Annotated in this window: 21 protein-coding genes; 15 read left to right on the forward strand and 6 right to left on the reverse strand. The window is 71.4% G+C overall.

Going from position 1 to position 20,246, the window contains the following annotated elements:
- Positions 1-5: 5 nt before the first annotated feature.
- From pstB to EXE50_RS04705, 7 genes are all read left to right on the forward strand, one after another.
- On the forward strand, positions 6-929 hold the full coding sequence (pstB, locus tag EXE50_RS04675; protein ID WP_053771089.1) for a phosphate ABC transporter ATP-binding protein PstB: 924 nt from the start codon (positions 6-8) through the stop codon (positions 927-929).
- Positions 930-933: 4 nt separating this feature from the next.
- Positions 934-1,605 (forward strand): phosphate signaling complex protein PhoU, encoded by a 672-nt coding sequence (phoU, locus tag EXE50_RS04680; RefSeq protein WP_053771088.1) that lies wholly within the window; start codon positions 934-936, stop codon positions 1,603-1,605.
- A gap of 2 nt (positions 1,606-1,607) precedes the next feature.
- Complete coding sequence (locus EXE50_RS04685; protein WP_137704476.1) at positions 1,608-2,618, forward strand: AbrB/MazE/SpoVT family DNA-binding domain-containing protein; 1,011 nt, start codon at positions 1,608-1,610, stop codon at positions 2,616-2,618.
- Between the two features lie 70 nt (positions 2,619-2,688).
- On the forward strand, positions 2,689-3,705 hold the full coding sequence (gene mvk, locus EXE50_RS04690; protein ID WP_053771086.1) for a mevalonate kinase: 1,017 nt from the start codon (positions 2,689-2,691) through the stop codon (positions 3,703-3,705).
- On the forward strand, positions 3,702-4,517 hold the full coding sequence (locus EXE50_RS04695; RefSeq protein ID WP_053771085.1) for an isopentenyl phosphate kinase: 816 nt from the start codon (positions 3,702-3,704) through the stop codon (positions 4,515-4,517). Before mvk ends, EXE50_RS04695 begins: the two co-directional genes overlap by 4 nt.
- Positions 4,518-4,598: 81 nt before the next feature.
- Positions 4,599-5,636 carry an Mrp/NBP35 family ATP-binding protein gene (locus tag EXE50_RS04700; RefSeq protein WP_137704477.1) on the forward strand — a complete coding sequence of 346 codons (1,038 nt, stop codon included), beginning with the start codon at positions 4,599-4,601 and terminating at the stop codon, positions 5,634-5,636.
- Positions 5,633-6,007: a hypothetical protein gene (locus tag EXE50_RS04705; protein ID WP_137704478.1), complete on the forward strand. Its 375-nt coding sequence runs from the start codon at positions 5,633-5,635 to the stop codon at positions 6,005-6,007. The genes EXE50_RS04700 and EXE50_RS04705 overlap by 4 nt, the downstream gene beginning before the upstream one ends.
- 48 nt (positions 6,008-6,055) lie before the next feature.
- Here the strand turns inward: EXE50_RS04705 and EXE50_RS04710 are convergent, their stop codons facing one another.
- On the reverse strand, positions 6,056-7,915 hold the full coding sequence (locus EXE50_RS04710) for an aldehyde ferredoxin oxidoreductase family protein (RefSeq protein WP_137704479.1): 1,860 nt from the start codon (positions 7,913-7,915) through the stop codon (positions 6,056-6,058).
- Positions 7,916-8,035: 120 nt separating this feature from the next.
- Between EXE50_RS04710 and yqeC the strand changes: the two genes are divergently transcribed.
- Entirely contained in the window at positions 8,036-8,767 is a 732-nt protein-coding gene (yqeC, locus tag EXE50_RS04715) for a selenium cofactor biosynthesis protein YqeC (RefSeq protein WP_053771081.1), read from the forward strand.
- A gap of 2 nt (positions 8,768-8,769) precedes the next feature.
- Here yqeC and EXE50_RS04720 read toward each other — a convergent pair whose 3' ends face one another.
- Positions 8,770-9,420 carry a hypothetical protein gene (locus EXE50_RS04720; RefSeq protein ID WP_053771080.1) on the reverse strand — a complete coding sequence of 217 codons (651 nt, stop codon included), beginning with the start codon at positions 9,418-9,420 and terminating at the stop codon, positions 8,770-8,772.
- A gap of 88 nt (positions 9,421-9,508) precedes the next feature.
- On the opposite strand from EXE50_RS04720, the gene EXE50_RS04725 reads away from it, so the two are divergent.
- Entirely contained in the window at positions 9,509-10,660 is a 1,152-nt protein-coding gene (locus tag EXE50_RS04725; RefSeq protein ID WP_137704480.1) for a GTP-binding protein, read from the forward strand.
- Here EXE50_RS04725 and EXE50_RS17320 read toward each other — a convergent pair.
- A complete protein-coding gene (locus EXE50_RS17320) occupies positions 10,657-10,836 on the reverse strand; it encodes a hypothetical protein (protein ID WP_137707173.1) in 180 nt (59 codons plus the stop codon). The two genes, EXE50_RS04725 and EXE50_RS17320, sit on opposite strands and share 4 nt — an antisense overlap.
- Before the next feature lie 131 nt (positions 10,837-10,967).
- Here EXE50_RS17320 and EXE50_RS17325 point away from each other — a divergent pair, with 131 nt between their 5' ends.
- The gene (locus EXE50_RS17325) at positions 10,968-11,135 is read left to right on the forward strand and encodes a hypothetical protein (protein ID WP_167551894.1); all 168 of its coding nucleotides are present in this window, start codon (positions 10,968-10,970) and stop codon (positions 11,133-11,135) included.
- Between the two features lie 48 nt (positions 11,136-11,183).
- Here EXE50_RS17325 and EXE50_RS04730 read toward each other — a convergent pair whose 3' ends face one another.
- The gene (locus EXE50_RS04730) at positions 11,184-12,353 is read right to left on the reverse strand and encodes a glutathione-independent formaldehyde dehydrogenase (protein WP_053771078.1); all 1,170 of its coding nucleotides are present in this window, start codon (positions 12,351-12,353) and stop codon (positions 11,184-11,186) included.
- 227 nt (positions 12,354-12,580) lie between these two features.
- Here EXE50_RS04730 and fdhF point away from each other — a divergent pair, with 227 nt between their 5' ends.
- Positions 12,581-14,722, forward strand: coding sequence for a formate dehydrogenase subunit alpha (fdhF, locus tag EXE50_RS04735; protein WP_137704481.1), 2,142 nt, complete (start codon positions 12,581-12,583; stop codon positions 14,720-14,722).
- A 15-nt stretch (positions 14,723-14,737) separates the two neighbouring features.
- On the opposite strand, the gene EXE50_RS04740 is transcribed toward fdhF, so the two are convergent.
- Positions 14,738-15,202: a hypothetical protein gene (locus tag EXE50_RS04740; protein ID WP_137704482.1), complete on the reverse strand. Its 465-nt coding sequence runs from the start codon at positions 15,200-15,202 to the stop codon at positions 14,738-14,740.
- 130 nt (positions 15,203-15,332) lie between these two features.
- Between EXE50_RS04740 and EXE50_RS04745 the strand changes: the two genes are divergently transcribed.
- From EXE50_RS04745 to EXE50_RS04755, 3 genes are all read left to right on the forward strand, one after another.
- Positions 15,333-15,650: a DUF5785 family protein gene (locus EXE50_RS04745; protein WP_053771075.1), complete on the forward strand. Its 318-nt coding sequence runs from the start codon at positions 15,333-15,335 to the stop codon at positions 15,648-15,650.
- A gap of 371 nt (positions 15,651-16,021) precedes the next feature.
- On the forward strand, positions 16,022-17,080 hold the full coding sequence (locus EXE50_RS04750; RefSeq protein ID WP_137704483.1) for a DUF1611 domain-containing protein: 1,059 nt from the start codon (positions 16,022-16,024) through the stop codon (positions 17,078-17,080).
- A complete protein-coding gene (locus tag EXE50_RS04755) occupies positions 17,077-18,123 on the forward strand; it encodes a dipeptide epimerase (RefSeq protein WP_137704484.1) in 1,047 nt (348 codons plus the stop codon). Before EXE50_RS04750 ends, EXE50_RS04755 begins: the two co-directional genes overlap by 4 nt.
- A gap of 64 nt (positions 18,124-18,187) precedes the next feature.
- Here EXE50_RS04755 and EXE50_RS04760 read toward each other — a convergent pair whose 3' ends face one another.
- Positions 18,188-19,075 carry a PspA/IM30 family protein gene (locus EXE50_RS04760; RefSeq protein WP_053771071.1) on the reverse strand — a complete coding sequence of 296 codons (888 nt, stop codon included), beginning with the start codon at positions 19,073-19,075 and terminating at the stop codon, positions 18,188-18,190.
- A gap of 177 nt (positions 19,076-19,252) precedes the next feature.
- Here EXE50_RS04760 and EXE50_RS04765 point away from each other — a divergent pair, with 177 nt between their 5' ends.
- On the forward strand, positions 19,253-20,224 hold the full coding sequence (locus tag EXE50_RS04765; RefSeq protein ID WP_137704485.1) for a sugar phosphate isomerase/epimerase: 972 nt from the start codon (positions 19,253-19,255) through the stop codon (positions 20,222-20,224).
- Positions 20,225-20,246 lie beyond the last annotated feature (22 nt).

Genomic DNA, 20,246 nt, shown 5'->3' on the forward strand with positions numbered 1-20,246 from the left:
TACCAATGAGCGAAAACACCAACCCACAGACCCAGACCGACACCGCGACGACGGACAGCGACCAGCCGCTCACGACGACTCCCGGCGAGACTGTCGAACAGACCCAGTCCGAGTGGACCGACTACGAGTTCCGGGGCGAAGCGAAGATGTCCGTGGACGACCTCCACGTCCACTACGGCGACGACCACGCGCTGAAGGGCGTCTCGATGGAGATTCCCGAGAAGAGCGTCACCGCCCTGATCGGCCCCTCGGGCTGCGGGAAGTCGACGTTCCTCCGGTGTCTGAACCGGATGAACGACCGCGTCAGCTCCGCCCGGATCGACGGCTCGGTGAGGCTCGACGGCCAGGAGATCTACCAAGACGGGGTCAACCTCGTCGAACTCCGGAAGCGGGTCGGGATGGTGTTCCAGTCGCCGAACCCGTTCCCGAAGTCGATCCGCGAGAACATCGCCTACGGCCCGGAGAAGCACGGCGACCTCGACACGGGCCTGCTCGCTCGGCTCCTGAACCGGAGCGACGCTGAGGAGCGCGACGAGCTGGTCGAGCGGTGCCTCCGCGACGCGGCGCTGTGGGACGAGGTGAGCGACCGGCTCGACGACAACGCGCTCGGCCTCTCCGGCGGGCAACAGCAGCGCCTATGTATCGCCCGATGTCTCTCCGTCGACCCCGAGGTCATCCTGATGGACGAGCCGGCCTCCGCGCTCGACCCGATCGCCACCGCGAAGATCGAGGACCTGATCGACGACCTCGCGGAGGAGTACACCGTTATCATCGTCACGCACAACATGCAGCAGGCGGCCCGCATCTCCGACCAGACCGCGGTGTTCCTCACGGGCGGCGAACTGGTCGAGTACGGCGACACGGACCAGGTGTTCGAGGACCCCAACAGCGAGCGCGTGGAGGACTACATCACCGGCAAGTTCGGGTGATTCCGTGCCCCGAGAACGGTACCAGGAGTCGCTCGACGGGCTCCGCTCGGAGGTGCTCGCGATGGGCGACCTCGTGACGGAGCGGCTCGGAGACAGCCTGGAGGCCGTCGAGAACCGGGACGAGTCGCTGGCGCGGGAGGTCGCCGCCGGCGACGACGAGGTCAACGAGACGTACCTCGAGTTAGAGGACCGCTGCGTCGACCTCTTCGCCCTTCAGCAGCCGGTCGCCGGCGACCTCCGGTTCGTCACCGCCTCGTTCAAGATCATCACCGACTTAGAGCGGATCGGCGACCTCGCGGTGAACCTCGCGAACTACTCGCTGGCGGCGCGGGAGACCGTCGCCCCGGAGGTGGCGGTCGACGCGATCGGCGCGGCGTCGCTCGACCTCCTCGAACGGAGCCTCGCGGCGTACGAGACCGGCGACCCCGCGGCGTGCCGGGCAGTGTCCGCCGACGACGACGAGGTGGACGCGCTCTGCCAGCGCGCGAGCGAGAGCGTCACCCGCGAACTGATCGCCGAGACCGACGACGACGGGTGGGCCGCCGAGCGGCTGTTGGACGACGTGTCTCGGCTGCTGTTGACCGTGCGAGACTTAGAGCGGGTCGGTGACCACGCGGTGAACATCGCGGCGCGAACCCTGTACATGGTCGAGAACGACCCGGAGCTACTCTACTGAGCATGGAAACCCGCAAGGTCCAGACCGTCGGAAACGGAACGTACACCGTCTCGCTGCCGAAAGAGTGGGCCGAGTCGCAGGGCGTCACCGCCGGCGACACCGTCAGCCTCCACGATCACATCGACGGCGTGCTGGCGGTCCAGACGCCCGAGGGCTGCGACGCCGACGCGCCGGCCGCCGGCCGGATCGAGTCGGCCGAGCCCGAGGTGATCGCGCGGGCGCTGCGAGCGGCCTACGCCGCCGGCCTTCGAGAGGTCACGATCGAGTGCGACGGGGCGCTCACCCCGGCGCAGCGGCGCGTCGTCGAGCGGACCGCTCGGGGTCGGATCGGGATGTCCGTGGCCGCGGAGTCCGAGACCGAGACGACGGTGCGGATCATGTTAGACTCTGAGGAGGTCTCCGTGAGCCAGTCGCTCCGCCAGCTGTCGTTCACCGCGCGCTCGATCCACGCGGACGCCGTCGAGTCGCTCGAGGCGGCGCCCGACGAGTCGCCGGTCGGCTCCAGAGACGACCAGGTCGAGCGCCTCGCGGCGATGATCGAGCGGTCCGTGTCTCGGGGGGCGGCGGACCTGAGCGAGGTCGACGCGCTCGGCGCGACGCGGCCGGAGCTGTTCGAGTCGTGGACCGCGATGCGCGAGCTCCGCCGGTTCGGGGACGCCGCGTCGGAGATCGGCGCCGCCGCCGCCGCGCTCGACGAGCCGCCGGAGGGACCGCCGCTGGAGGCGTTCCGCGAGGTCGGCCGAACGGTCCGCGACGTCGTCGTCGACGGAGTGGGCGTGACCCTCGGCGACGACCCCGTCGCCGCCGCGCGGGACGCGGTCGTCGCCGCCCGCGAGGCGCGCGAGCGGATCGACTCGTTCGACCGGTGGTTGGACGAGGCGGGACCGAGCGCCGCGGAGCTGCGTTGGGCCTCGCGTGCGCTCCGACGGACCGCCGAGCGCGCCGGCGACGTCGCCGAGGTCGGGCTCCGGCGGGCGGTCCGGTCCGGCGAGCCGGTACGCGACGCGGAGTAGGGGTGCGACCGCGGAACGCGCCGCTCCGGCAAGCGCAACGACTGTAAGCCCGCGGAGCGACCGTCGTCGTATGACCGTTTGCGAGGCGCCGGGGAAGGTGTACCTCTTCGGCGAACACGCCGTCGTCTACGGCGAGCCGGCCGTGCCGGCGGCCATCGAGCGACGCGCCGCGGTGACCGCCGAGCCGCGCGAGGACGACCACGTGCGCGTCGAGGCGGAGGACCTCTCCTTGGACGGGTTCACCGTGGAGTACTCCGGGGGGACGAGCGACCGTCCGGACGTGGACGTGCCGACGCCGCTCGTCGAGGCCGCGATGGGGTACGTCGACGCCGCCGTCGAGCAGGCGCGGGACGCGGCCGACGCCCCCGACGCCGGCTTCGACATCACCGTGGAGAGCGACATCCCGCTGGGCGCGGGGCTGGGGTCGTCCGCGGCGGTGGTCGTGGCCGGCATCGACGCCGCGACGCGCGCGCTCGGCGAGCCGCTCGACCGCCGAGAACTCGCCGAGCGGGCGTATCAGGCCGAGTTCGAGGTCCAGGACGGGCAGGCCTCCAGGGCGGACACCTTCTGTTCGACGATGGGCGGCGCGGTCCGGGTCGAGGGCGACGACTGCGAGCCGATCGACGCCCCCAACCTCCCGTTCGTCGTCGGCTTCGACGGCGGCGCGGGCGACACGGGCGAGCTGGTCGCCGGCGTCCGCGCGCTCCGCGCGGAACACGAGTTCGCGGCCGACACCGTCGAGTCCGTCGGCGACCTGGTCCGGGAGGGCGAGCGGCTCCTCGCCGACGCCGACCCCGGGAGCGAGCCCGACCCGGAGCTGCTCGCGGCGCTCGGCGAGCTGATGGACTTCAACCACGGGCTGCTCGCGGCGCTGGGGGTCTCCGCCCGGTCGCTCGACGCCATGGTGTGGGCCGCGCGGGACGCGGGCGCGCACGGCGCGAAGCTCACCGGCGCGGGCGGCGGCGGCTGTATCGTCGCGCTCGACGAGAGCGACGCGACGGAGACCGCGCTCTCGTTCACCCAGGGCTGCGAGGAGGCGTTCCGCGCCGAGCTGGCGACCGAGGGCGTCCGGGTGGTGGAGCCGTGACGGGCCCCGGCGCGGCGGGCGACGGCGCGGACGGCGCTGCGGACCCCGCCGCCGGCGTGCCGCCGGTCGTCCTCAAGCTCGGCGGGAGCCTGATCACCGAGAAGGACCGGCCCGAGACCCTCGACGGCGACGCGCTCGACGCCGCCTGCGACGCGGTGGCCGACGCGCTCGCGGCGGGCGACGTCGACCGGCTCGCGGTCGTCCACGGCGGCGGGAGCTTCGGGCACCACCACGCCAGCGAACGCGGCGTGTCGACGACGGCGGGCACGCGCGACGCGGACGCGGTGGCGGCGGTCCACGGCGCGATGAAGCGGCTGAACGCGCACGTGTTGGACCGGCTCCGCGAGCGGGGCGTGCCCGCGGTGCCCGTTCACCCGCTGTCGCTCGCGGCGCGGACGGCGGGGACGGGCGGCGGGCTCGACCTCCCGCTCGGGTCGACGGCGACGCTGCTCGGCGAGGGGTTCGTCCCGGTTCTCCACGGTGACGGGGTGGCGACGGCGGGCGACGGGGTGACGGTCGTCTCGGGCGACGAGCTGGTCGTCGAGCTCGCCGCGGGGCTCGGCGCGCGCCGGGTCGGCGTCTGCTCGACGGTCCCTGGCGTCCTCGACGGCGACGGCGACGTGATCGACGCGATCGACGCGTTCGAGGCGGTCGCGGACGCGCTCGGCGCGAGCGACGCCACCGACGTGTCGGGGGGGATGGCCGCGAAGGTGCGCGAGCTGCTCGCGCTCGACGCGCCGGCGCACGTGTTCGGCGCGGAGGGGCTGGCGCCGTTCCTGCGCGGGGAGGACGCCGGGACCCGGATCAACTGACCGGTCGACCGCGGTCGCGCCGGGAACGGCGGCGCGCCCGGGTACAGAACCCTTATTCGACCCACGGCCCTCCCCTCGGGCATGAACGAATCGGACGTGCGGGAGCGGCTCGCGGACGTGCGCGACCCGGACCTCGGCGGCGACATCGTCTCGCTCGGGCTGGTGAACGACGTCGCGGTCGAGGACGGGACGGCCCGCGTCTCGCTCGCGCTCGGCGCCCCCTTCTCGCCGACCGAGTCGGCGATCGCCGACGACGTGCGGGACGCGCTCGCGGACACCGGCCTCGACGTGGAGCTGTCGGCGTCGATCCCCGACGAACTCTCGGCCGACGAGCAGGTCCTGCCGGGCGTCCAGAACGTGATCGCGGTCGCCTCGGGGAAGGGCGGCGTCGGGAAGTCGACCGTCGCGGTGAACCTCGCGGCCGGGCTCTCGGCGCTCGGCGCCCGCGTCGGCCTGTTCGACGCCGACGTGTACGGGCCGAACGTGCCGCGGATGGTGTCGGCGGAACAGCGGCCGGAGACGGACGGCGAGACGATCGTTCCCCCCGAGCGGTTCGGGGTGAAGCTGATGAGCATGGACTTCCTCACGGGCGAGGACGACCCCGTCATCTGGCGCGGCCCGATGGTCCACAAGATCATCACCCAACTCGTCGAGGACGTGGAGTGGGGCGACCTCGACTACCTCGTGATGGACCTCCCGCCGGGCACCGGCGACACGCAGCTCACCATCCTCCAGACGCTGCCGCTGACGGGGGCGGTGATCGTCACGACGCCGCAGGACGTGGCGCTCGACGACGCGGTGAAAGGGCTCCGGATGTTCGGCAAACACGACACGAACGTCCTCGGCATCGCGGAGAACATGGCCGGCTTCCGCTGTCCCGACTGCGGCGGGTTCCACGAGATATTCGGCTCCGGCGGCGGGAAGGGGCTCGCGCAGGAGCACGACCTCCCGTTCCTCGGCGGGATCCCGCTCGACCCCGACGTGCGCACCGGCGGCGACGACGGCGAGCCGGTCGTCTTGGAGGACGGCGAGACCGCGGACGCGTTCAAGGTGCTCGTCGAGAACGTCGCGAACAACGCCGGCGTCGTGCGCCGCCGCGGGGTGAGCGAGGGCCGATGACCGACGCGGCGGACGGCGAGACGACCGACGCGGGCGAGGGCGCCCCCGACGCCGAGGGAAGCGGCGGCGCGGACGACGGGGCCGCGAGCGGCGACGACCGCGAGGACCCCCTCGCGGCCGCGGGGGTCGACCCGGTCGTGCCGGACGACGCCGGAGGCGGCGAGTTCGCCGCGGACGAGGAGGTCCGCGAGTTCCTCCGCGAGGTCGCCGAGGACGTGCGCGGGGACAGCTCCGAGAGCAAGCAGCTCTCGGCGATCATCTACCGGGTCTCGGACCTGTACGACTCGGGCGAGGAGACCTCGCCCGAGGAGATATACCTCAACGTCCGGCACATCATGCGGATCAAGTCGGAAGGCGGGCTGCGTCGCTGAGCCGCCCGGGCCCGCGGTCGGCGGTCGGTGCCCGCTCTCCTCCGCCGGTTAGTCGTCCGAACGGCCCGCCGCGGGGTCGATCGGCCCCTCGTCGAGCGGGGTCGCGTCGTCGGCGATCCCCGCGAGGCCGAGGCGGGCGAGCGTCTCGGGCGTCGGGAGCCCGCGCTCGCCCCATCCCCGCGCGGCGTAGTAGCGGTCCAGCAGGCGGTCGAAGGCGTCGGCGTCGACCCCGGGCGTCCCGTCCGCGGCCGGCGTGCGGAGCGGCTCGGGGAGCGCGTCGTCCGCGCGGTCGAGCCCCTCGCGGGCGTTGAACAGCCGCGTGAGCGTCCAGATCCGCTCGCCGGTCCTCGCGAGCGCGTCGACAGGGTCGTCCGCGGCGTCGTCGCCGCGCGCGGCGGGGTCGACCGCGGGGTGGTCGACCGCCGCGAGCCACTCCGCGCCGAGGTCGGCCCCGACCGCCTCGCCGACGAAGTCGTCGACGACGAGGCTCCACAGCACGGAGCGGGCGTTCTGCTCGCCGACCACGTCTCGCACCTGATCGGCGGGAGAGCGGTCGGGGCGGGCGAGCGGTTCGGTGTCCTGCGGCCGCGCGCGGCGGTGGCACGCGCCGCGGTCGCTCGTCGCGTACGCGAGCGCGACCCCGACGGCGGCGCGGGGGTCGAACCCCGGCAGCGCCATCGACTTCACCGTGGGCACGAGGTCCGCGCCGCCGAACCGGTCGACGGCGGCGTCGATCCCGTCGGCGAGCGCGTCCGGCAGATCCGGGTCGACGGCGAGACCGCGCACCGGCTCGCGGGCCGCGATCGACTCCAGCAGCCGCTCCGCGCCGTCGGCGTCGCCGAACGAGACGGGACAGTCGACGACCCCCGCCTCGCCCGCGCGGACCGCCCACGCGACCGCGTTGCCCGCGCCGATCACGTCGAGGCCGAGCCGGTCGCAGACCCCGCAGAGCGCCACGACGCGGTCGAAGTCGTCGATTCCGAGGCCGGCGCCGAGCGTGATCGGCGCCGCGCCGCGCGGGACCACCTCGCCGTCCGGGGTGTCGATCCGGAAGCCGCCGGGGACGGTCTGATCTTCGCCCTCGCGTCCCGTCGCGCGCTCCAGCGCGGCCTCGACACCGATGTCGTCGGCGCCGTCGAAGCCGGTCGCCGTCCACCCCTCCGCCGCGAGGATCCCCACCTCGTCGGCGTAGTCGACCGTCTCGACCGTCTCGCCAGCGGCCTGCCACTCGCCGGTCGGGTCGCGGCCGTACGCCGCTGCGTCGCGGTCGCGGAGCGCGGTGAGGTCGTCCGGGACAGCCGGAGGCGAGCCGCGGGCGACGACCGCCTTCAGCCGCTTCGATCCCATCACCGCGCCGGCGCCGCCGCGGCCGGCCTGGTGGTCGCCGCCGTCGCTCGCGACCGTCGCGTAGGCCGCGTCGCGCTCGCCCGCCGGGCCGACGCAGGCGACGCCGGCGTCCGGGAACCGCGCGGCCGTCTCGGCGGCGTCGTCGCCCCACGCGTCGCTCGGCTCGATCCGTGCGCGACCCCCCTCGACCTCGACCCGGACCGGACGGTCCGCGGCGCCCGTCACGAGCAGGCCGAGACAGTCGCCGAGCGACCCCGCGAGGCGGTCGGCGAAGTCGCCGCCGGCGTACGAGTCGAGGAAGCCGCCGGTGAGCGGCGACTTCGTCACGGCGGCGTAGCGCGTCTCGCCAGGGAGGTAGCCCGCGAGCGGCCCGACGAAGAGCGCGAGGGCGTTCCCCGGGGCGGTCGGGTCGGTCCCCGGAGACAGCTCCTCGTAGAGGTAGCGCGCCCCCAGCCCCTTCCCGCCGACGTAGTCGCGTCGCCACCCCTCGGGGACGCGCTCTCGGACTGTCTCGCCCGCGTCGAGGTCGACCCGGAGGACGTGGGTTCGGCTCCGACTCATTCAGGCGCTCTGCGCGGCGGAGACGTATCAATCTGTTCGCCGCGCGGGGTGGGACCCGCCCGACCGCCTCCCGCTAGCCCCACCGTTAGAGTGACCCCGGCGGCGGCCGAACGGCCGGTCATGGACCTGACGACCGCGCTCGACGCCCGCGACGCGACCGTCTGCGTCGTCGGCGCGGGCGGCAAGAAGTCGACGCTGTTCGCGCTCGCCGACCGACTCGACCGGGCGGTCGTGACCGCGAGCGTCCGGATACCGATCTTCGACGACCGCGTCGCCGCGGTGCGCGTGACCGAGGACCCCGTGGCCGCGCTCGACGAGGTCGGAGAGGGGGACTGGCCGCTGGGGCTGGTCCCCGAGCGCGATCGGTCGGACCGATACCTCGGGTACGACACCGCGACCGTCGCGGAGGTCGCCGACGCCGCGCCCGGCGCGACGCTCGTGAAGGCCGACGGGGCGCGCCTCCGTGAGTTCAAGGCCCCCGGCGAGCGCGAGCCGCAGATCCCGTCGAACGCGGACGTCGTCGTCCCGATCGCGAGCGCGCACGTCGTCGGCGAGCCGCTCACCGACGACCTCGTCCACCGGCCGGAGGAGGTCGCCGCGATCACCGGCCGCGAGACGGGCGACGAGATCCGCCCGGCCGACGTGGCGACCGTCCTCGCGAGCCCGGCCGGCGGGCTGAAGGGCGCGCCGAGCGGCGCGACCGCGATCCCGGTCGTGAACAAGGTCGACGACGACGCGGACGCCGCCGCGGCGCGGGCGGTCGCCGGAGAGATCCTCCACCGCGCCGACGTGCCGCGCGTCCTCCTCACGCGCCTGATCGCGGACGACCCGGTCGTCGAGGTCGTCGAGTAACGCTACGGACTCCCTCCGGAGACCTCCTCGAACGACCGCCACAGCGCCCGGTACAGCGTCCACGCGTCGACGCCGGTCCGGGACATCACGGCCCGGCAGGCGTCGTCGAACCGCCGGTAGTCGGCCGCCGACGGCGGGTCCGGATAGTCGCCGTCGAGCTCGCCGGTCGCGGCCAGCACCGCCCAGGTCCGGCGGTCGATCGCGACGAACCGCGAGGGCGCGAGGAACTGACAGAAGGCGGACGCGACCGCGACGTCGACGCCGTCGAGCGCGGTGAGCGCCGAGAGGGCGGCGTCGAGGTCGCAGTCCTCGTCGGCCGGAGCGTCGAGGTCGCGCCCCTCGTCGGCGTGTGCGTCTCCCTCGGGGTCCCCGGCGCCGAGGGCGTCGACGGCGGCGTCGAGCGCGTCGATCACGTCGCCGAAGTCGTTGTCGCGGAAGGCGTCCTCGCGCTCTCGTCGCTCCCGGTCCGGATACTCGCCGAGGTACCGCCGGAAGTACCACCGGACGATCCACTGGGCGTCGCGGCGCCCGTACTCGTCGCCCGCGAACGTCTTCGGGACCGTCTCGACGTGCTGGCGCTCCACGTCGTACAGCGGCTCCGTCTCCGCGTACGCCCGGGCGCGGTCCCGGACGGTCGACTCGCTCAGGTCCATCGCCTCGCGGTACGGCGGTGAGACGGATGAACGTTCTCTAATCCACCCGATCGATCATTTCATACAGACGTGGTCATTGGTATCATACATGACAGACGCGCGCATCCCGGTCACCGTCCTCAGCGGTTACCTCGGCGCCGGGAAGACGACGCTCGTGAACCACCTCCTCTCGAACCCGGGGGGCCGGCGGCTCGCCGTCATCTTGAACGACATGGGCGAGGTGAACGTCGACGCCGAGAAGATCGCCCGCGAGAACGACGAGGAGGGGGTCGTCGACCTCTCGAACGGCTGTATCTGCTGTCGGCTCCAGGACGACCTCCTCTCGGAGGCCGCGGCGCTGGCCGACTCCCGGGAGTTCGACTACCTCCTCGTGGAGTCGTCGGGCATCTCGGAGCCGGTACCGGTCGCGCGGGCGTTCACGGAGGGGACCGACGACAGCGACGTCGATCCGCGGGAGCGGTTCCGGCTGGACACGATGGTGACCGTCCTCGACGCGTACGGTTTCTGGAAGGAGTTCGACGCGGGCGAGACGCTGCCGGGGGGCGCACAGCCGGAGACGGACCGCCCGCTCGCGGACGTGCTCGTCGAGGGGATCGAGTTCTGCGACGTCCTCCTCGTGAACAAGACCGACATGGTCCCCGACGACGTGCTCGACCGGATCGAGTCGGTCGCGGAGCGGCTGGGACCGAGGGCGAAGCGGATCCGGACCACCTACTCCGCGGTCGACCCGGACGAGGTGCTCGACACCGGCCGGTTCGACTTCGCGGCGGCGAAGGGGTCGGCGGGCTGGAAGCGCGCCATCGCCGACGAGGAGGCGGACGGCCATGGCCACGACGGGGACGGAGGAGGAGGTCATCACGGTGACGGAGGCGGCCACGACCACGTCCACTCCGAGGGCGCCGCCGCGGCCCACGGGGTCGGATCGTTCGTCTACCGGTCGAGCGACCCCCTCGACCCGGGCGCGCTCGCCGAGTGGCTCGACGACTGGGACGGGTCGATCGTCCGGGCGAAGGGCGTGGTCCGCGTCGCCGGCACCGACGAGGTGATCGGCGTGAGCCAGGCCGGCCCGTCGGTCCAGGCCGGACCGATCGGCGAGTGGGGCCCCGACGACGACCGGCGGACGCGGCTGGTGTTCATCGGCGAGGACCTCCACGAGGAACGGATCCGAGAGGAGTTGGGCGGGCTCGTGGCGGACGAGGGCGAGGCGACGGCGGACCCCGACGCGGTGTTCCCGATTTAGATCCCCAGTTCGCTCCGGAGGTCGTCCCACTCGTCGTGGAACCCGTGGGTCGACTCCGTCTCCGCGCCGACCGCCGACTGGTACGTCTCGTCGTACTTCAGGAGCTCCCCCCACCCGTCGTGGAATGCCCAGTTACAGTACTGACACATGGCCGTCACCACGTCCCGGAGTAGCATACCCGTTTCGCCGGGCGGGACCAGTCGCCGCCCTCTGCGGCGCGTCTCGCGCGCGGGTCGTCGACAGTCTGAACCGTGGTGAGTGCGTACGTGACTCAGGCGCGAGGCGACCCGAGCCGACGGAGCATCAAATGCCGACCTACAGACGCGGCGGCCACGTCCGCGGCGACGACGACAGAGTGGAACGGGAGTGCGACCTCTGCGACTGGCACTGCGTGGCGGACTCGTATCCGGCGCTCGTCCGGGAGTACCAGGCGCACCTCCGGAGCGACCACCCGAAGGCGTGGCTCAGGGCGTGACGGCGGGCGCGGAAAAATAGCGGTTCTCGGGGCGCGACGCGTTCGGTCTCAGGGCTCTAACAGGACCTTCGTGACGCCCTCCTCGCGGGCGTCGAACGCCTCGTACATCTCCGGCGCGTCCTCGAGGTCGACCCGGTGGGAGACGACCCAGCTCGGGTCGGCGCGGCCCTCGATGATCATGTCGCGCAGGTACCGGTTGTACTCCTTCACGTTACACTGGCCGGTGCCGCACTTGAGCCCCTTCTCGAAGAACTTCCCGAAGTCGATGCCGAGCCGCCCCTGCGCGGCCATGTCGTCGGGCGCACCGGGGTCCTCCGGGACGTACAGGCCGGGAATCCCCAGTTCGCCGGTCGGCCGGACCACCCGTATCAGGTTGTTGATCACGACTGCGGGATTCTCCTTGGCCGGCTGGTAGGAGTAGTCCTCGGTCTCAGTGTCGACGTCGTCGGGGTCCGTCGCCTGGTAGCCGACTGCGTCGACCCCCTTGTCGACCATGCCGCCGTGCTCCTCGATGATCTGGTCGACGGGGTCGCCCTCCGAGAAGTCGATGGCGTGGGCGTCGCAGTGCTCCTCCGCGAGCTCCAGTCGGCTCGGCACCTGATCGACGACGTAAATCTCGGCCGCGCCCTTGATCTTCGCGCTGTAAGCGGCCATCAGCCCGACGGGGCCAGCGCCGAAGATGGCGACCGACTCGCCGGGCTGGAGGTTCGCCAGTTCGGTGCCGTGCCAGCCCGTCGGGAAGATGTCCGCGAGCAGCGAGAACGCGTCCTCGTGTTCGCGCCCCTCGGGGAGCTTCAGGGCGTTGTGGTCTGCGTACGGGACGCGCAGCTTCTCGGCCTGTCCGCCCGGGTACGGGCCCATGGCGACGTAGCCGTACGCGCCGCCCGCGAAGCCGGGATTGACGTTAGTACAGAAGCCGGTATACCCCTCCTCGCAGTTCTGACAGAAGCCGCAGGAGACGTTGAACGGCATGACGACGCGGTCGCCCTCCTCCAGCGTCGATACGGCGTCGCCCACCTCGCTGACGATCCCCATGTTCTCGTGACCGAACACGATCCCCTCTTCGGCCGCGGTCCGCCCCTCGTACATGTGGAGGTCCGACCCGCAGATACAGGAGGTCGTGATGTCGACCACGACGTCGTTCGGGTGTTCGATCTCCGGTTCGTCCACGTCCTCGACGGCCACCTCGTACGGGCCTTGATAAACAACTGCTCTCATGTTGATCCCAATTGTAACGTGTTAACAATCCGTAGTAAATGTTTTTCCATAATAATTACGCTTAACAATTTTGAAACGACTGATGTTAACTAGGGACGCGCAGAGGCCGACGGCGCGGCGACCGGACTCCGCGCGTTCGGCGACGCTGGGGCTCCAGACCACCGATACACTCATGGACGACGACGATAGATCGTGTGGTATGAACACACACGGGGACGGTGAGACGGATGTCCAGTGAACCGGACGACGCGGTGAAGACGATCTGCCCGTACTGCGGCGTGGGGTGCGGGATCCGCGTGCTCGAAGGCGACGAGCCGGGCGAGATGCGCTTTATGCCGTGGGGCGACGCGCCGGTGAACGAGGGGAGCGTCTGTATCAAGGGCGGCGCGGCGACGCAGGTCGTCGACCACGAGGACCGGCTGACCGAGCCGCTGATCAAGGAAAACGGCGAGTTCCGCGAGGCGACCTGGGAGGAGGCGCTCGGCCGCGTCGTCGACGAGATGAGGTCGATCCGCGAGGAGCACGGCCCGGACGGGATGGGATTCTTCGGCTCCTCGAAGACGTTCAACGAGGAGAACTACCTCATCCAGAAGCTGGCGCGCCGGTACGGCACCAACCAGGTGGACAACTGTACGCGGATGTGTCACGCCTCCACCGTCTGGGCGCTGCGCACCAGCCTGGGCATGGGCGCGATGACGAACAGCATGGCCGACCTAGAGGACGCGACGGACGTGCTGTGGATCCAGGGCGCGAACCCCGGCGAGCAGCACCCGATCGCCAACAGCCAGTACTTCCGGCAGGCCGTCCTGGAGGGCGCGACCGTCATCCAGGTCGACCCGCACGCGAACAAGACCACCCGGTCGTTCGAGATCGACGAGACCGACCGGCACATGCACCTCCAGCTGAAGCCCGGCACCGACATCCCGCTCCTGAACGTCGTCCTCAAGACGATCCTGGAGCGCCACGAGGCGGAGCCTGACGCGGGCTGGATCGACGAGGCGTTCGTCGAGGAGCGCACGAAGGGGATCGACCACCTGAAGGAGACGCTGGCGGACTTCGACGTGGAGGCGGCCGCCGAGGAGTGCGGCGTCCCGCTGGCGGACATCGAACTCGCCGCCGAGAAGTACGCGATGGCGAACGACGCCGCCATCTTCACCGGGATGGGGATGAGCCAGCACACCTGCGGCGTCGACAATGTCCAGAACGAGATCAACCTCGCGCTGGTCACGGGGAACCTGGGCCGGCCCGGCACCGGCGTCAACCCCCTGCGCGGGCAGAACAACGTCCAGGGCACCTGCGACGTGGGCGCGATGCCGAACGTCCTCCCGGGGTACCAGCTCGTCGACGACGACGAGGCGCGCGAGAGCGTCGAGGAGGTGTGGGGCTTCGAGGTCCCCGAAGCGCCCGGGCTGACGAACGTCGAGATCTCCCACGCGATCGGCGACACCGTCCACGGGCTCTACGTCATGGGCGAGAACCCGATCATGAGCGAGCCCGACGGCAACGAGACGGAGCGGCGGTTCCGCGAGGAGCTCGGCTTCATGGTGGTCCAGGACATCTTCATGACCGAGACCGCCGAGCTCGCGGACGTGGTGCTCCCGGCGACGACGTGGGCCGAGCGCGACGGCACCGTCACCAACACCGACCGGCGCGTCCAGCGCATGCGCGGCGTCCACAAGGTCCACGAGAACACGCGCCACGACCTCGACATCCTCTGTGAGGTCGGCACGCGGCTGTTTGACGGCGACGAGTTCGACTTCGAGGGGCCCGAGGACGTGTTCGAGGAGCTGCGCGAGGTGTGCCCGATCATGCACGGGATGACCTACGACGCGCTCGGCGAGACCGGGATCCACTGGCCCTGCTACGAGGAGGGCGACGAGGGCGACTCGTTCCTCTACGCGGACTCGTTCGAGACCGACGACGGCCTCGGCCGCATCGAGGGCGTCGTCCACCAGGAGCCGAAGGAGACCCCCGACGAGGAGTACCCGCTCGTGTTGACCACCGCGCGGCTCGAAGAGCACTACAACACCGGGACGATGAGCCGGCGGTCGCCGACGCTCTCGAAGCAGCACCCGGAGAACTTCGTCGACGTCCACCCGAACGACGCCGAGCGGTACGGCATCGAGGACGGCGACCACGTGACGCTGAAGTCCCGGCGCGGCGAGATCACCGTCCGCGCGGACGTGACCGAGGACATCAAGGAGGGCGTCGTCTGGACCACGCCGCACTTCGCGGCCGCCTCCGCGAACCGACTCACCAACGACGTGCTCGACGAGCGCGCCAAGATTCCGGAGTACAAGGCCGCCTCGGCGGAGATAGAGGTCGACATCGAGCCCGCGGGCGACGGCGCCGCGTCCGCCGACGACTGAGCGGGGTCGGAGTTTTCAGACCCGCTCTTCCAGCACCGTCTCGTCGCCGTGTCGGACGACGACGCGTTCTGGCACGGGCGCCTCGGGGAACGCGACGGCGACCGAGTACGGGTGGGGTTCGGCGACGTCCGAACAGCGGTCGACGTCCGAATCGGGGTCGTCCTCGGCGACGATCCGGAGGCGGAGCGTCCCCTCGTCGAGCGCGGCCTCAAACAGCGTGACGCGGTAGCAGCTCCGGGGGCCGTCGAGGAGCGAGCCCGCCACGACCAGCCGCGGCGGGTCTTCGTCGAGGCGGCGGCGGACCTCGGCGATGTCGTTCCCGCCGCCGGAAGCGTCGATCTCCCCGTCGTGCTCGCGCCGGAACGTCACGTCGGCGCCGTCGATTTCGGTGGGGTCGTCGGTCCACGGCGGCGTGGGACAACCCGCGACGGAGGCGGTCGAAGCGGCGGCCGCGGACGCGAGGAGGGCTCTGCGGCGCATACCGGGGGCGACGCGGAGCGCCGTGAAGTGTCTTGTGCGCCGGTCGGGATGGGGCGGAGCCGCGCGAAGCGCGGCCGACCGCCACCGCCGCATCCGAAACCACTATCCCCGATCCGGCGAACCTCAACACATGGACTGGCCACACGACCCCGACGGCGAGCAGGGGAGCGAGGGCATGCGGCAGTACGGCCACGCCGTGCTCGCGAAGAAGATCGACGAGGAGGAGGACTTCCCGCTGACGGCGGCGGAGTACGTCGAGCAGTACGGCGACCACCCTATCCGGATCGACTTCGAGACGGTCGTCTCCGTCGAGGAGATCTTCGAGCACGTCGAGAAGGAGGAGTTCGCGGACTTCGTCGAGTTCCACCAGGAGCTCGGCCGCGCGATGCGCGAGAACGGCTACTGGTTCTACGAGGGCGCCGAGCAGTTCGTCGACGGCAGCGCTTGATACGGATTTTCCGAGTCCGCTGTCGTTCTTTTTGAGTAGTCGCCGGTCGGTCGTTGATAAATAGCTGGCAGTAGATCGGCGGCGAACGCCTCCCGGCTGCCCATTTGAGTCCCGCCCCGCTCCGCACCGCAATCGCGCCTCACACCTCCCCAGCCTCGCGGTTCGCGCTCTTCGAGTGCTCACCGCGTCCCTCGCGCGTGCTCCTCGCGGCCTCCGCTTCGCTCCGGGCGCTCGCCGGCACGCGCCACCGCAGTTCGGTTATAAGTGTCGCAGCCGTCGTTCGGATCTCGTCGGACGGAATCGGCGCGGTCGAGTCGATCGCCCGGTCGACCCTCGACTCTTTTAACAACTCCCGGGGCGAGCGACCCATCATGGACCACGAGCGGATCGCCGTCCTCGCCCACGAGAAGTTCCCCGACCGCGCGAAGACCGCGCTCGGCGTGTTACGCTACGGCGACCAGGAGGTGTGCGCCGTCCTCGACCGCGACAGCGCCGGCGACCGCGTGGCGGACCACGTCGCCGACGTCTCCGACGCGCCGATCGTCTCGTCGTTCGCGGAGGCGCACGACGCGGTCGAAGGAGACCTCGACGCGCTGTACATCGGCATCGCGCCGATCGGCGGCGGCTTCGACGAGTCGTGGCGCGCGGACGTCGAGGCCGCGGTCGAGGCCGGCTGCGACGTGGTGAGCGGCCTCCACTACTTCCTGAACGACGACGAGGACCTGGCCGCGCTGGCCGCCGAGCACGGCGTCGACCTGATCGACGTGCGGAGGCCCGACGACGACCTCAGCGTGGCGACCGGGGCGTCCGGCGACGTGGACGCCGACGTGGTGCTCACGGTCGGGACCGACTGCTCGGTCGGGAAGATGACCGCCTCGCTGGAGATCGTCGCCGCCGCCCGCGAGCGCGGCATCGACGCCGCGTTCGTCCCCACCGGGCAGACCGGGATCATGATCGCCGGCTGGGGGAACCCCATCGACCGCGTCGTCTCCGACTTCACCGCGGGCGCCGTCGAGGAGATGCTCGTCGCGGTCGGCGACGACCACGACCTGCTCGTCGTCGAGGGACAGGGGAGCATCGTCCACCCCGCCTACTCGGCCGTCACCTGCGGCATCCTCCACGGGTCGATGGCGGACGGCCTCGTCCTGTGTCACGCCGCGGGCCGCGAGGTCGTCCACGGCTACGAGTCGTTCGACCTCCCGCCGCTGGCCGACTACGTCGACCTCTACGAGGACCTCGCGGCGCCCGTCCGCGAGACCGCGGTCGTCGCCGGCGCGCTCAACACGAAGGACGTGAGCGACGACGCGGCCGCCGCCGAGGCCGTGACCGAGTTCGGCGACGCGGTCGGCGTCCCGGCCGCCGACCCCGTCCGCGACGGCGCGGAGCGAATCGTGGACGGAATCGTCGACGCGGGGGTCGGCGGCCGATGAGCCTCGACGCCGAGTTCGAACGGGTCTCGCTGCCGCTCGACGACCCGTTCACCATCGCGCGCGGGACGCAGACCGAGGCGGAGAACGTGGTCGTGCGGATCACGGACGACGCGGGGATGAGCGGGGTCGGCGGGGCTGCGCCGTCGGCGCACTACGGCGAGACGGCCGACACCGTGACGGCGGTGCTGCCGGCCCTCCTCGACGCGGTCGAGCGCGTCGGTGACCCCCACGCGGTCCGCGAGATCGAGGCCGAGCTCCGGCAGGTGGTGAACGGCAACCCCGCCGCCCGCTGCGCCGTCTCGATCGCCGTCCACGACCTGGCGGCGAAGCGGCTCGGCGTCCCGCTCTACCGCCTGTGGGGCCTCGACCCGAGCGACGCGCCGAAGACCTCGTTCACGGTCGGACTCGACGAGACAGAACGCGTGCGCGAGAAGGCGGCAGACGCCGTCGCGGCCGGGTACGACGTGTTGAAGATCAAGCTCGGCACGGACCGCGACCGCAAGCTTATCGACGCGGTCCGCGACGCCGCGCCCGACGCCCGGCTCCGCGTCGACGCCAACGAGGCCTGGACGCCGAAGGAGGCGGTCGCGAAGAGCGCGTGGCTCGCCGACCGCGACGTGGAGTTCGTCGAGCAGCCGGTCCCCGCCGAGAACCCCGAGGGGCTCCGCTACGTCTACGAGCGGTCCGAACTCCCGGTCGCCGCCGACGAGTCCTGCGTCACCGCGGCGGACGTGCCCGCGATCGCCGACCGCTGCGACATCGCGAACCTGAAGCTGATGAAGGCCGGCGGCCTCCCGGAGGCCCGGCGACTGATCGCCGCCGCGCGGGCCCACGGCCTCGAGGTGATGTGCGGCTGTATGATCGAGTCGAACGCGTCCATCGCGGCCGCCGCGCAGCTCGCGCCGCTCCTCGATTACGCCGACCTCGACGGATCGCTGCTGCTCGCCGAGGACCCGTACGCGGGCGTCGACCTCGCTGACGGCGAGATCCGACTCGCGGACCAGAACCGCGCGGGGACCGGCGCGCGCCTGGCCTCGGACTGAACGGCTCGGAAACGAGAACCGAGAGGCGGGGACCGCGGGGACCGACCGCGGGTGGGACGGGACCTCAGTTCCGCTGCTCGTCCGCGTCGGACTCCGACTCCTCTAGCTCGACGTCGAGCTCCTCGTCGAGGTTTGCGCTCGAATCGCCGTCGAGATCGCTCTCTAACTCGTCCGCGTCGATCTCCGACTCGATGTCCGCCAGTTCGGCGTCGACGTCCTCGTCGCTGACGGCGTCGCCGTCGTCGGCCGATTCACTCTTCCCGAGCTCGCCCTTGAGCGTCTCCAGCTCGGCGTCGACCTCGCTGTCCGTCGAGAGGCCCTCCAGCTCGCGGTCGATGCTGTCCTTGTCGGAGAGCGCGTCCTCGAAGGCGCCGGAGTCCTCCAGCTCGTCCATCGCCTCGGCGCGCGCCTCCATCTCCTCGGTGCGCTCCTCGGCGCGCTCGATGGAGCGGCTCACGTCCTCCATCTCGTCGCCGACGCCCGTCATGGCCTCGGAGACGCGGGAGGAGGCCTCGGCCGCCTCGTAGCGCGCCTTCATCGTCTCCTTCTTCGTGCGGAACTCCTCGATGCGGTTCTGGAGCTTGTTCTTCTTCTCGACGAGCTGCTCCTGGGTGTTGTTCAGCTCGGCGATCTGGCCCTCCAGCTCCTCGATCTGGTTCATCTTCGACTTCTTCTTCTCGAGGGCCTTCCGCGCGAGGTCGTCGCGGTCCTGCTGGACCGCCTCGCGGGCCTGGCGGTTGTGCTTCTCGACGTTCTCCTCAAGCTTGCGCTTTTGAATCTCCAGGCGCTTCTTCTGGGTCGTCAGGTCGGCGATCCCCTGCTTGACGTCCTGGAGCTCGTCGCGCATCTGTTCGTAGGAGTAGTCGAGCGACTCCGTCGGGTCTTCGGCCCGGTTGAGGAGGGCGTTCACCTTCGAGCGGACGACGTAGGAGGCGCGCGAGAGGATTCCCATATCCCGTTATACGCGTTCCACCCGTTAAAACCTCATGCGGTTCGCGGCGGAGCGACGCGGTGCGGGGCGGAAACGCACGGTCACGGAGACGGCCGCGCGGCCGCCGGTCGACCGGACGAGGCCCCGCCCGGCGGCGCCCCCTGAACACTTATCGGGGGCGTCGGTGTAGGCCCGCGCATGGACATCGGCGTGCTGACCGTCCCCCTCGGCGGCGAACCGATCGAAGACGCGGCCGCGTACCTCGACGGCCTCGGCGTCGACGCCGTCGAACTCGGCGTCGGCGGCTGGCCCGGCGAGGACCACGCGGACCGCGAGCGGCTCCTCGGCGACGGGGAGGCGCGCGACGAGCTGCGCGGCCTGCTCGACGGGCACGGGCTCCGGATCTCCGCGCTGGCGACGCACAACAACCCGCTCCACCCCGACGAGGAGCGGGCCGCGGCGGCCGACCGCGAACTGCGCGAGGCGATCGAGCTGGCCGACCTGCTCGGCGTCGAAACGGTGACCTGCTTCTCCGGGCTCCCCGCGGGCGCGCCAGGCGACTCGACGCCGAACTGGGTGACCGCGCCGTGGCCGACCGAGCACGCCGACGCGCTCGACTACCAGTGGGACGAGGTGGCGGTCCCGTACTGGCGCGACCTGGCGAAACACGCCGCGCATCACGGCGTCGACGTGGCGGTCGAGATGCACCCGAACATGCTGGTGTACGAGCCGACCGGAATGGTCGCGCTGCGCGAGGCCACCAACGAGCGGATCGGCGCCAACTTCGACCCCTCGCACCTCTACTGGCAGGGGATCGACGTGACGGAGGCGATCCGGTTCCTAGGCGAGCGCAACGCGATCCACCACGTCCACGCGAAGGACACGCGGGTGTACGAGGCCAACTCGCGCGTGAAGGGCGTCCTCGACACGACGGGCTACGCCGAGGAGGCCGACCGCTCGTGGCTGTTTCGCTCGATCGGCTACGGGCACGGCGAGGAGCACTGGAAGGACGTGGTCTCGACGCTCCGGATCGTCGGCTACGAGGGCGCGCTGTCGATCGAACACGAGGACTCGCTCACCTCGGCGCGCGAGGGGTTAGAGAAGGCGGTCGACGTGCTCGACCGCGCGGTCTTCGAGACGGAACCCGGCGAGGCGTACTGGGCGGAGTGAGGCGGCGACCGAGGAATCCACG

The organism is Halorubrum sp. ARQ200, assembly GCF_005435115.1.
In the GTDB taxonomy this organism is placed as follows: domain Archaea; phylum Halobacteriota; class Halobacteria; order Halobacteriales; family Haloferacaceae; genus Halorubrum; species Halorubrum tropicale.

Excerpts from the sequence above, each read along its gene's own strand:
- EXE50_RS17325 (WP_167551894.1), top strand. The coding sequence starts at position 10,968 with ATGCCGACCTACAGACGCGGCGGCCACGTCCGCGGCGACGACGACAGA.
- EXE50_RS17320 (WP_137707173.1), bottom strand. The coding sequence starts at position 10,836 with ATGCTACTCCGGGACGTGGTGACGGCCATGTGTCAGTACTGTAACTGG.
- fdhF (WP_137704481.1), top strand. The coding sequence starts at position 12,581 with ATGTCCAGTGAACCGGACGACGCGGTGAAGACGATCTGCCCGTACTGC.
- EXE50_RS04760 (WP_053771071.1), bottom strand. The coding sequence starts at position 19,075 with ATGGGAATCCTCTCGCGCGCCTCCTACGTCGTCCGCTCGAAGGTGAAC.
- EXE50_RS04705 (WP_137704478.1), top strand. The coding sequence starts at position 5,633 with ATGACCGACGCGGCGGACGGCGAGACGACCGACGCGGGCGAGGGCGCC.
- EXE50_RS04685 (WP_137704476.1), top strand. The coding sequence starts at position 1,608 with ATGGAAACCCGCAAGGTCCAGACCGTCGGAAACGGAACGTACACCGTC.
- EXE50_RS04745 (WP_053771075.1), top strand. The coding sequence starts at position 15,333 with ATGGACTGGCCACACGACCCCGACGGCGAGCAGGGGAGCGAGGGCATG.
- EXE50_RS04765 (WP_137704485.1), top strand. The coding sequence starts at position 19,253 with ATGGACATCGGCGTGCTGACCGTCCCCCTCGGCGGCGAACCGATCGAA.
- EXE50_RS04710 (WP_137704479.1), bottom strand. The coding sequence starts at position 7,915 with ATGAGTCGGAGCCGAACCCACGTCCTCCGGGTCGACCTCGACGCGGGC.
- EXE50_RS04725 (WP_137704480.1), top strand. The coding sequence starts at position 9,509 with ATGACAGACGCGCGCATCCCGGTCACCGTCCTCAGCGGTTACCTCGGC.
- yqeC (WP_053771081.1), top strand. The coding sequence starts at position 8,036 with ATGGACCTGACGACCGCGCTCGACGCCCGCGACGCGACCGTCTGCGTC.
- mvk (WP_053771086.1), top strand. The coding sequence starts at position 2,689 with ATGACCGTTTGCGAGGCGCCGGGGAAGGTGTACCTCTTCGGCGAACAC.
- EXE50_RS04730 (WP_053771078.1), bottom strand. The coding sequence starts at position 12,353 with ATGAGAGCAGTTGTTTATCAAGGCCCGTACGAGGTGGCCGTCGAGGAC.
- EXE50_RS04740 (WP_137704482.1), bottom strand. The coding sequence starts at position 15,202 with ATGCGCCGCAGAGCCCTCCTCGCGTCCGCGGCCGCCGCTTCGACCGCC.
- pstB (WP_053771089.1), top strand. The coding sequence starts at position 6 with ATGAGCGAAAACACCAACCCACAGACCCAGACCGACACCGCGACGACG.
- EXE50_RS04700 (WP_137704477.1), top strand. The coding sequence starts at position 4,599 with ATGAACGAATCGGACGTGCGGGAGCGGCTCGCGGACGTGCGCGACCCG.
- EXE50_RS04755 (WP_137704484.1), top strand. The coding sequence starts at position 17,077 with ATGAGCCTCGACGCCGAGTTCGAACGGGTCTCGCTGCCGCTCGACGAC.
- EXE50_RS04750 (WP_137704483.1), top strand. The coding sequence starts at position 16,022 with ATGGACCACGAGCGGATCGCCGTCCTCGCCCACGAGAAGTTCCCCGAC.
- EXE50_RS04720 (WP_053771080.1), bottom strand. The coding sequence starts at position 9,420 with ATGGACCTGAGCGAGTCGACCGTCCGGGACCGCGCCCGGGCGTACGCG.